The following is a 9927-nucleotide window of genomic DNA, read 5'->3' on the forward strand; positions in this document are numbered from 1 at the left end:
GCTCAGGCCATTTTTCCCGGCACGGAGAGGATGAAGCGCGTCGATACCGCATCCGATTCCACGCGGACTTTTCCGTGGTGCGCGGAGACGATGGACTTCACGATGGCAAGCCCGATCCCGCTGCCTTCGCCTTTGCGCTGCCTTGACGGATCGACGCGATAGAAACGGTCAAACAGCTTTGGCAGATGCTCTTGCGGGATCGGCGTACCGGGATTTTCTATCATCAGTTCAACGTCGTTATCCTGTTCTCTGATGGAGACCGTCACCCCTTTCCCGGCTGGCGTGTAGCGCAGGGCATTGGAGAGCAGATTATTCACCGCTCTTCTGAACATCTGCGGATCGCCTTCTATCAGGCAGGGCGTCCCGTTAAATTTCAGCGTAACGTTGCGTTCTTCCGCCCAGGCTTCGAAGAAATCGAAGACTTTCATGACCTCGGCACTTAAATCAAACATCACCCGGTCAGGGATGAGCTGGTTATTATCCGCCTGCGCCAGGAAAAGCATGTCGCTGACCATGCGTGTCATCCGGTTGTACTCTTCAAGGCTGGAGTACAGAACATCTTCCAGCTCTTTCTGCGAGCGGTTCTGGCTCAGCGCGATTTCCGTTTGCGTCACCAGGTTGGTGATGGGGGTTCTGATTTCATGCGCGATATCGGCAGAAAAATTCGCCTGGCGGGTAAAGACATCTTCAATCTTCTCGATCATATGGTTGAAGGAGATGACCAGCTGTTCCAGCTCAACGGGCACGCGGGACGGCTCCAGCCGCGCATCCAGGTTTTCTGACGTGATATTTTTAATGGCGTTGCTGACGTTACGCAGGGGCAAATGTCCCTGACGAACCGCGATGCGAATGACAAGAATAATCAGCAGGCTGATCGCCGCGGCAATCGCCAGGAGATTCTTTTTCAGCGCCTCAAGGTAGTGCAGATGAAAATTAATGGAGAGCCCGATAAGCATGACGTAGCCCTGCGTTTTGCCCTGCAGCGTCGCCGTGCCTGAAGAGGCGATAATCCGGTACGTTTCCATTTTCATGTCGGACCCGGCGTGCATGTTTTCGGTAGGGTCTTCAACCGTCCAGAGAAACACATCCTGCGCGCGGCGGTGTTCGCTAAAGTCCGCCGCGTTCATCGCAGGACGCAGTGCCGCCCCTTGCGCCGAGCTGAACAGGATATTGCCCTGCGGATCCAGGAGCAGGACGGCTACGTTGCGATAGCTGGCGATAGACTCTTTGATCTTGCTGATTTTCTTTTGGTCAGGATCGACCGGAGACTGCAGTATGCGGTGCATCGCGGTGCTGATTTGCTGCAGGTCGCTGACATCCTGCTCGGCGAAGTGCTTTTCAACGGAATGGAGCATAAACCAGGTAAAGGCGAAAAAGGCCAGTATCGTGGAGAGACTGATAAAAAAGGTCAGCCGCAGGGCAAGCGAAAAAGGGCGCCCGGGAAGCTTAACGCGCATCCGGCACCTCCAGCATATAGCCTACGCCGCGCACCGTCTGGATCAGCTTCGGTTCAAAATCGTTATCGATTTTCGCCCGAAGCCGCTTTACCGCCACGTCAATCGCGTTTGTGTCGCTGTCAAAATTCATGTCCCACACCTGGGAGGCAATCAGGGAGCGGGGTAGCACCTCTCCCTGATGACGCAGGAAAAACTCCAGCAGGCTGAACTCTTTGCTGGTTAACGAGATGCGGATTCCGGCCCGGCTTACCTTTCTCGACACGAGGTCAACCGTCAGGTCTGCCACCTGAAGCTGGCTTTCCGCGATCACCGTATTTCCGCGTCTCAACAGCGTCCTCACCCGGGCGAGCAGCTCGGCAAAAGCGAATGGCTTAATCAGATAGTCATCCGCGCCCAGCTCAAGCCCTTTAACCCGGTGTTCAATCGTGCCGAGAGCCGTGAGTAACAGGATGGGCATCCCTTTGCCGGCAGAGCGGAGCATGCGGACAATGTCCCAGCCGTTCACATCGGGCAGCATGATATCCAGAATCAGCAGATCGTATTCAGCGGTCATGGCGAGATGGTAGCCGTTCAGGCCGTTATCCGCGTGGTCCACAACAAACCCCGCTTCAGTCAGCCCCTTACTCAGGTACTCACCGGTTTTCATTTCATCTTCGACGATCAGTATTTTCATCGTGCTCCCCTGACTGGCTGCTGATGACATTCTAGTGAGCGTACCGCCGTTAACAATGACTTACGCTAAAAATGACAACATTGTCATTATCCTGTCACCCGTCAAACAGGATGCGTTGCGTAGAGTAGCCCTAAAACTACTCTGGACTTTATTTGAACCGTTATGTTCCTGTTAAAACGACTAAGCATCACTACGGTATTTATTCTGGCAGGCTGCGTCTCGCTGGCCCCGGAGTACCAGCGGCCGGAGGCACCTGTCCCCCGGCAGTTTTCGCTCTCCCGTAACGGCCTGACGCCCGCGGCGGCAGGGTATCAGGATACCGGCTGGCGCAACTTTTTCGTCGACCCTCAGGTTGCCGGGCTGATTACGGAGGCCCTGAAGAACAATCGCGATCTGAAAATGGCCGCCCTGAAGGTCGAAGAGGCCCGGGCGCAGTTCAACGTGACGGATGCGGATCGCTACCCTCAGCTGAATGCCTCCTCGGGCATCACGTACAGCGGTGGGCTGAAAAGTGACAAACCCACCGCGCAGCAGTACGACGCGGACCTTGCGCTTATCTATGAGCTCGATTTCTTCGGCAAGCTGAAGAACATGAGCGATGCCGACCGACAAAACTATTTCGCCAGCGAAGAGGCCCGTCGCGCGGTGCATATCCTGCTCGTCTCTAACGTTTCCCAGAGCTATTTCAACCAGCAGCTGGCGTATAAACAGCTGCGTGTCGCGCGGGAAACGCTGAAAAATTACCGGCAGTCTTATGCGTTCGTTGAGCAGCAGCTGGTGACGGGCAGCACGAACGTCCTGGCGCTGGAACAGGCCCGGGGACAGATCGAAAGTACGCGGGCAGATATTGCCAAAAGAGAGGGGGAGCTGGCGCAGGCCAACAATGCCCTGCAGCTGGTCCTCGGCACGTATCGCGCACTGCCGGGCGATAGCGGTATGAACGCCATCGACGTTGCGCCGGTAAAACTGCCACCCCATCTTTCCTCAGCGATACTGCTGCAGCGTCCGGATATTATGGAGGCGGAGTATCAGCTTAAAGCGGCCGATGCCAATATCGGCGCGGCACGTGCTGCTTTTTTCCCGTCCATTTCGCTGACCAGCGGGCTTTCAACCGGCAGCACGGAGTTGTCCAGCCTGTTCACGTCAGGGAGCGGGATGTGGAATTTTATTCCTAAAATCGACATTCCCATTTTTAATGCGGGCAGGAATAAGGCCAACCTGAAGCTGGCCGAAATTCGCCAGCAGCAGTCGGTTGTGAATTACGAACAAAAAATTCAGTCCGCCTTCAAACAGGTTGCCGACGCGCTCGCGCTGCGGGACAGCATTAATCAGCAAGTTGAAGCGCAGCAGCGCTATCTTGATTCGTTGCAAATTACCCTGCAGCGGGCCAGAGGATTATATTCCAGCGGTGTGGTCAGCTATATCGAGGTGCTCGACGCGGAACGTTCTCTTTTCTCCACGCAGCAAAATATTCTCGACCTTATTTATGCCCGGCAGGTTAATGAAATTAATCTCTTCACCGCGCTCGGCGGCGGTTGGGTCGAATAACGTTATTTAATTAAACAGGACAATAAACATGCGCAATTCACTTAAGGCTGTTGTATTCGGTGCGATCTCCATTGTGTTTTCTGCCGGCCTCCAGGCTGAAGTTCATCAGCACGAGGGGATGAGTGCTGCGAGCGAAGGGACCTCAGAGCAGCTCATCACCGGGACCGGTATCGTGAAGGACATTGATCTCACGAATAAAAAAGTCACGATTTCTCATGAAGCCATCCCGGCGATTGGCTGGCCCGCGATGACCATGCGTTTCACCTTTATTCAGGCTGACGAAAGTATCAATGCCTTAAAAGTCGGCAGTCACGTGGATTTTTCGTTTATTCAGCAGGGCAATATCTCTTTACTGAAGAGCATTAAATAGCGAGAAACGGCATGGCCTCATTAAAAATAAAATATGCTGCCATGATAGTCAGCAGCCTAATTGCGGGAGGGCTGATATCGGTGACGGCATGGCAGGTTTTTCATTCATCAGTAAAAACGGAAAATAGCGCACCAGAAAGAAAGGTGCTTTTCTGGTATGACCCGATGAAGCCAGACGTTAAATTCGATAAGCCCGGCAAATCGCCGTTTATGGATATGGATCTGGTACCGAAATATGCGGATGAAAACGACAATAAAAGCAGTGCCGGTATCCGTATTGACCCGACGCAGGTTCAGAACCTGGGATTAAAAACGCAAAAGGTGACGCGCGGAACGCTGAACTATGCCCAGACGATCCCGGCTAACGTCAGCTATAACGACTATCAGTTTGTCATTGTGCAGGCGCGCGCGGAAGGCTTTGTGGAAAAAGTGTACCCGCTGACGACGGGCGATAAGGTGAAGAAAGGCACGCCGCTCGTTGATATAACCATTCCTGACTGGGTAGAGGCGCAGAGCGAGTTTCTGCTGTTATCCGGCACCGGCGGAACGCCGACGCAAATCAAAGGGGTTCTGGAACGGCTTCGGCTGGCGGGTATGCCGGATGAGGATATTCAGAGGCTGCGTGCGACCCGCACTATCCAGACCCGGTTTACCATCAGGGCGCCGATCGACGGAGCGATCACGGCCTTTGATCTGCGTACCGGCATGAATATTTCCAAAGATAAGGTAGTAGCGCAAATTCAGGGGATGGATCCGGTCTGGATCGGCGCGGCAGTGCCTGAGTCTATTGCTTATCTGCTGAAAGAGACCTCGCAGTTTGCTGTTTCGATACCGGCTTATCCGGATAAATCCTTCCCGGTTGAAAAATGGAGTCTTCTGCCGAGCGTGGATCCAACCACCCGTACGCTGCAGGTGCGCCTGCAGGTCTCTAACAAGGACGAGCTGCTGAAACCGGGCATGAACGCGTACCTGAAGCTGAATACCCAAAGTCAGGAAATGCTGCTGATCCCCTCCCAGGCCGTTATTGATACCGGCAAAGAACAGCGCGTGATTACGGTTGATGCGGACGGGAATTTTGTACCTAAAAGGATCCACGTTCTGCATGAATCTCAGCAGCAGTCCGGCATTGGTAGTGGACTGGAAGAGGGGGAGTCGGTAGTGGTCAGCGGTCTGTTCCTGATTGACTCGGAGGCCAATATTACCGGCGCGCTGGAGCGCATGCGTCACACTGAAGCCGCTGACGACGCGCATTCTGGCCATTAAGGAGACGATGATGATTGAATGGATTATCCGGCGGTCGGTCGCCAACCGTTTCCTGGTCATGATGGGGGCGCTGTTCCTCAGCGTCTGGGGCACCTGGACGATTATTAACACGCCAGTCGATGCCTTGCCCGATCTCTCTGACGTTCAGGTGATTATCAAAACCAGCTATCCCGGCCAGGCCCCGCAGATTGTTGAAAACCAGGTCACCTATCCACTGACTACCACCATGCTGTCGGTTCCCGGCGCAAAGACCGTGCGCGGTTTTTCGCAGTTTGGCGATTCGTACGTGTACGTCATTTTTGAAGACGGCACCGATTTGTACTGGGCCCGTTCGCGCGTGCTGGAGTATCTGAACCAGGTTCAGGGCAAGCTGCCTGCCGGCGTGAGCTCTGAAATCGGTCCTGATGCCACCGGCGTGGGCTGGATATTTGAGTATGCGCTGGTGGATCGCAGCGGAAAACACGATCTCGCCGAGTTGCGCTCATTGCAGGACTGGTTCCTGAAATTTGAATTGAAAACTATCCCGAACGTGGCCGAAGTGGCCTCCGTCGGCGGCGTGGTGAAGCAGTATCAGATCCAGGTCAATCCGTTAAAGCTGGCTCAGTACGGCATTAGCCTGCCGGAGGTTAAGCAGGCACTTGAGTCGTCTAACCAGGAGGCGGGGGGATCGTCAGTTGAAATGGCGGAAGCGGAGTATATGGTCCGGGCCAGCGGCTATCTGCAGACGATGGATGATTTCAATAACATTGTCCTGAAAGCTGGAGAGAACGGGGTACCGATTTACCTTCGCGATGTCGCCCGCGTACAAACGGGGCCGGAAATGCGCCGCGGTATTGCCGAGCTGAACGGGCAGGGGGAAGTTGCGGGTGGCGTGGTGATCCTGCGTTCGGGAAAAAATGCGCGCGAAGTCATCACGGCGGTGAAAGATAAGCTGGAGACGCTGAAGGCCAGCCTGCCGGAAGGCGTTGAGATTGTGACCACCTACGATCGCAGCCAGCTCATCGATCGGGCAATCGACAACCTGAGTTCCAGGCTGCTCGAAGAGTTTATCGTGGTGGCCATCGTCTGCGCCCTGTTCCTGTGGCACGTCCGCTCTGCGCTGGTCGCGATTATCTCTCTGCCGCTTGGCCTGTGTATTGCCTTTATCGTCATGCATTTCCAGGGGCTGAACGCCAACATTATGTCGCTGGGAGGCATTGCCATTGCCGTCGGCGCGATGGTGGATGCCGCCATCGTCATGATTGAAAACGCGCACAAACGGCTGGAAGAGTGGGATCTCCAGCATCCGGGAGAGCAGATTGATAATGCCACGCGCTGGAAGGTGATCACCAACGCCTCTGTCGAGGTTGGCCCCGCGCTGTTTATCAGCCTGCTGATCATCACCTTATCCTTCATTCCTATCTTTACCCTTGAGGGTCAGGAAGGGCGGCTGTTTGGTCCGCTGGCCTTCACGAAAACCTATTCCATGGCGGGCGCGGCCGCGCTGGCTATCATCGTTATCCCCATCCTGATGGGGTTCTGGATCCGGGGTAAGATTCCCGCTGAGACCAGTAACCCACTGAACAGGCTGCTGATTAAAGCCTACCATCCGCTACTGATTAAGGTGCTCCGCTGGCCAAAAACAACCCTGCTGGTTGCGGCTTTGTCCATCTTCACGGTGATCTGGCCCCTGAGTCAGGTGGGCGGCGAGTTCCTGCCGAAGATCAACGAAGGCGATCTGCTGTATATGCCGTCAACGTTGCCGGGCGTTTCTCCGGCAGAAGCGGCCGCACTGTTGCAGACAACGGACAAGTTAATCAAAACCGTGCCAGAAGTGGCCTCCGTTTTTGGTAAAACGGGTAAGGCTGAGACCGCAACGGATTCCGCGCCGCTCGAGATGGTGGAAACCACCATTCAGCTCAAACCTGAGGATCAGTGGCGGCCCGGAATGACGATTGACAAGATCGTTGACGAGCTCGACAAGACCGTTCGATTGCCCGGCCTGGCGAACCTCTGGGTTCCGCCCATTCGTAACCGCATCGATATGCTTTCGACCGGGATCAAAAGCCCCATAGGCATCAAGGTGTCAGGGACCGTTCTGTCGGATATTGACGCCACGGCGCAAAGCATCGAGGCGGTAGCGAAAACCGTGCCGGGCGTGGTGTCTGCCCTGGCTGAACGTCTGGAGGGCGGGCGCTACATTGACGTTGATATCAACCGGGAAAAAGCCTCCCGCTACGGGATGACGGTGGGCGATGTGCAGCTGTTCGTCTCCTCGGCCATCGGCGGGGCGACGGTGGGTGAAACGGTGGAAGGCGTCGCCCGGTACCCGATTAATATCCGCTATCCGCAGGACTACCGGAACAGCCCGAACGCGTTGAAGCAGATGCCGATCCTGACGCCGATGAAACAGCAGATCACGCTGGGCGATGTGGCGGATATCAACGTGGTTTCCGGCCCCTCGATGCTGAAAACGGAGAATGCCCGGCCTGCGAGCTGGATTTATATCGATGCTCGCGGCAGGGATATGCTGTCGGTGGTGAACGACATTAAGACGGCCATCAGTCAGAACGTAAAGCTGAGGCCGGGTACCAGCGTGTCATTCTCCGGGCAGTTTGAGCTGCTCGAACACGCCAACAAGAAACTGAAGCTGATGGTGCCGATGACGGTGATGATCATCTTCATTCTGCTGTATCTGGCGTTCCGCCGCGTGGATGAAGCGCTGCTGATCCTGATGAGCCTGCCGTTCGCCCTGGTCGGGGGAATATGGTTCCTCTACTGGCAGGGCTTCCATATGTCTGTGGCAACCGGCACCGGCTTTATCGCCCTGGCCGGGGTGGCGGCAGAGTTTGGTGTGGTCATGCTGATGTATTTGCGTCATGCCATTGAAGCGCACCCGGAATTGTCCCGTAAAGAGACATTCACACCGGAAGGTCTTGATGAAGCCCTCTATCACGGTGCCGTACTGCGTGTCCGGCCGAAGGCCATGACCGTGGCGGTGATCATTGCGGGTCTGCTGCCAATACTCTGGGGAACCGGTGCAGGTTCAGAAGTCATGAGCCGTATCGCGGCCCCCATGATTGGTGGGATGATCACGGCTCCGCTGCTGTCCCTGTTCATTATTCCTGCCGCCTACAAATTAATCTGGCTGCGCAGACATAAAAAAAGCGTGTGATAACCCTGAAAGGGCACCCTCTGTGGGTGTCCTTCTTTACTGCTTCACCCTGACGTCAGGGTTTACATCGATAATATACAGAGGTGAGCATGAAAAAAACGGTTCTAATGGCCCTGGCTCTTGGCCTTTCACTGCCCGCGACAGCGAGTGAAAAAGTGATTGATATGTACAAATCACAAAACTGTGGCTGTTGTTCCCAGTGGGGCAAGGCGATGGAAAAGACGGGTTTGAAGTGCGAACTCACGTCATGAACGATCGGCGCTGTCAGCCCTGAAGCAAAAGCATGCTGTTCCTGCAGGACTAAGAAGCTGTCATACCGCGGTTGCAGGTAATTTGATCATTGAAGGCCATGTGCCTGCGACAACGATACATAAGGCAATGCACTCTGGTTCGGGTATATACGGTCTCGCCGCCCCCGCAATGCCAGCCGGAAGTCCAGGAATGGAAACGGGGGATCGAAAAGAGGTTTACGATGTTATCGCTTTCTCCCCAGATGAAAGTAAAAAAGTCTTCCAGCGAATCGAATAGTTAGCGGAACGGCTGATAACGGGACGCCGGGAGCAGGCATTGTAAATGCGTTGCATCTGAAAAGTGTCAGGTTCGGGAAATACCCCAGAGTGAAGGGCCTGTTACGAACAGAAGGAGTCCAGTATGAAAAGTACAACTTATGCTCTTATTGCAGTCGTCGCGATTACGGCATTTGCTCTCCTGCGCGAACACTGGTCACATGTGGCAGGTTACTGGCCATATCTGTTGCTGCTGGTCTGCCCGCTAATGCATCTTTTCCACGGACATGGAGGGCATGGGGATCACCCACATCACGATGGTGGGAACGATAAAAAAATTAATCAAGAAGATGGGGCCGCGTCGCGGTCCCGTTAATTTAATTAGCACCACTCGCTGACGTTTATATCTCACTGCTGGGAAGGTTAGTTAATATTTTGTGAAACAAGAAACGATGATCGAATAATAAAACCTTCAGGAATTACGGTCTTCTTTATCACGATTTTTTATTTTTTTTAAACTTAACGCAAATATTACTACCAATTGTAGTAGTGCCCTTTTTGAGACTATTCCCTATTGCGCCAGAGCTGGCATACTGAAGAAAACCAAAAAAATATTATCCTTTTATATGCGCTATTACAGCAAAGCCGCCCTTTTTTGCTCGTTATTTTTTTGCACTCTGAGCCATGCAGCCCCCCTTACTCCTGCTGACCGGGACACAGTGCGTCAGCAGCAGGAGGAACTGTTATTAAAGAACCAGCAACAGCGTGAAGAGCTGGAGCGGAGTATTCCTCGCCCGGCGCCTGCCAGACCTCTGCCTGTAACCGGCGCCGGGCCCTGCTTCACCATTGATACCATTACCCTTTCCGGCGCGACCCTCATTTCCCCGAAAACCCGGCAGGCTCTCGTTGCGCCGTGGCAGGGCCGGTGTCTGGATATGGCGAAAATAACGGAGCTTC

At 54.4% G+C, this 9927-nt stretch carries 8 protein-coding genes and 1 pseudogene; 7 read left to right on the top strand and 2 right to left on the bottom strand.

Features of this window, described 5'->3' with window-relative positions:
• Positions 1-2: 2 nt before the first annotated feature.
• Positions 3-1457 (bottom strand): Cu(+)/Ag(+) sensor histidine kinase, encoded by a 1455-nt coding sequence (locus tag ACZ6J2_RS16740; protein ID WP_471726242.1) that lies wholly within the window; start codon positions 1455-1457, stop codon positions 3-5.
• On the bottom strand, positions 1447-2130 hold the full coding sequence (locus tag ACZ6J2_RS16745; RefSeq protein WP_337036514.1) for a copper/silver response regulator transcription factor: 684 nt from the start codon (positions 2128-2130) through the stop codon (positions 1447-1449). The genes ACZ6J2_RS16740 and ACZ6J2_RS16745 overlap by 11 nt, the downstream gene beginning before the upstream one ends.
• 162 nt (positions 2131-2292) lie before the next feature.
• Here ACZ6J2_RS16745 and ACZ6J2_RS16750 point away from each other — a divergent pair, with 162 nt between their 5' ends.
• The 7 genes and pseudogenes from ACZ6J2_RS16750 to ACZ6J2_RS16780 all read left to right on the top strand — a co-directional run.
• The gene (locus ACZ6J2_RS16750; RefSeq protein WP_471726243.1) at positions 2293-3678 is read left to right on the top strand and encodes an efflux transporter outer membrane subunit; all 1386 of its coding nucleotides are present in this window, start codon (positions 2293-2295) and stop codon (positions 3676-3678) included.
• A 28-nt stretch (positions 3679-3706) separates the two neighbouring features.
• Positions 3707-4048, top strand: a complete 342-nt coding sequence (cusF, locus tag ACZ6J2_RS16755; RefSeq protein WP_471726244.1) for a cation efflux system protein CusF — start codon at positions 3707-3709, stop codon at positions 4046-4048.
• Positions 4049-4059: 11 nt separating this feature from the next.
• The gene (locus tag ACZ6J2_RS16760) at positions 4060-5310 is read left to right on the top strand and encodes an efflux RND transporter periplasmic adaptor subunit (RefSeq protein ID WP_471726245.1); all 1251 of its coding nucleotides are present in this window, start codon (positions 4060-4062) and stop codon (positions 5308-5310) included.
• A gap of 10 nt (positions 5311-5320) precedes the next feature.
• Positions 5321-8464 carry a Cu(+)/Ag(+) efflux RND transporter permease subunit SilA gene (silA, locus tag ACZ6J2_RS16765; protein ID WP_471726253.1) on the top strand — a complete coding sequence of 1048 codons (3144 nt, stop codon included), beginning with the start codon at positions 5321-5323 and terminating at the stop codon, positions 8462-8464.
• Between the two features lie 89 nt (positions 8465-8553).
• A pseudogene (locus ACZ6J2_RS16770) lies at positions 8554-8992 on the top strand (DUF411 domain-containing protein).
• Positions 8993-9115: 123 nt separating this feature from the next.
• Positions 9116-9346, top strand: coding sequence for a DUF2933 domain-containing protein (locus ACZ6J2_RS16775; RefSeq protein WP_471726246.1), 231 nt, complete (start codon positions 9116-9118; stop codon positions 9344-9346).
• Between the two features lie 343 nt (positions 9347-9689).
• Positions 9690-9927: POTRA domain-containing protein (locus tag ACZ6J2_RS16780; protein WP_471726247.1), on the top strand; the 238-nt coding region annotated here is incomplete at its 3' end.

It is taken from the genome of Enterobacter sp. E14S (genome assembly GCF_055666685.1).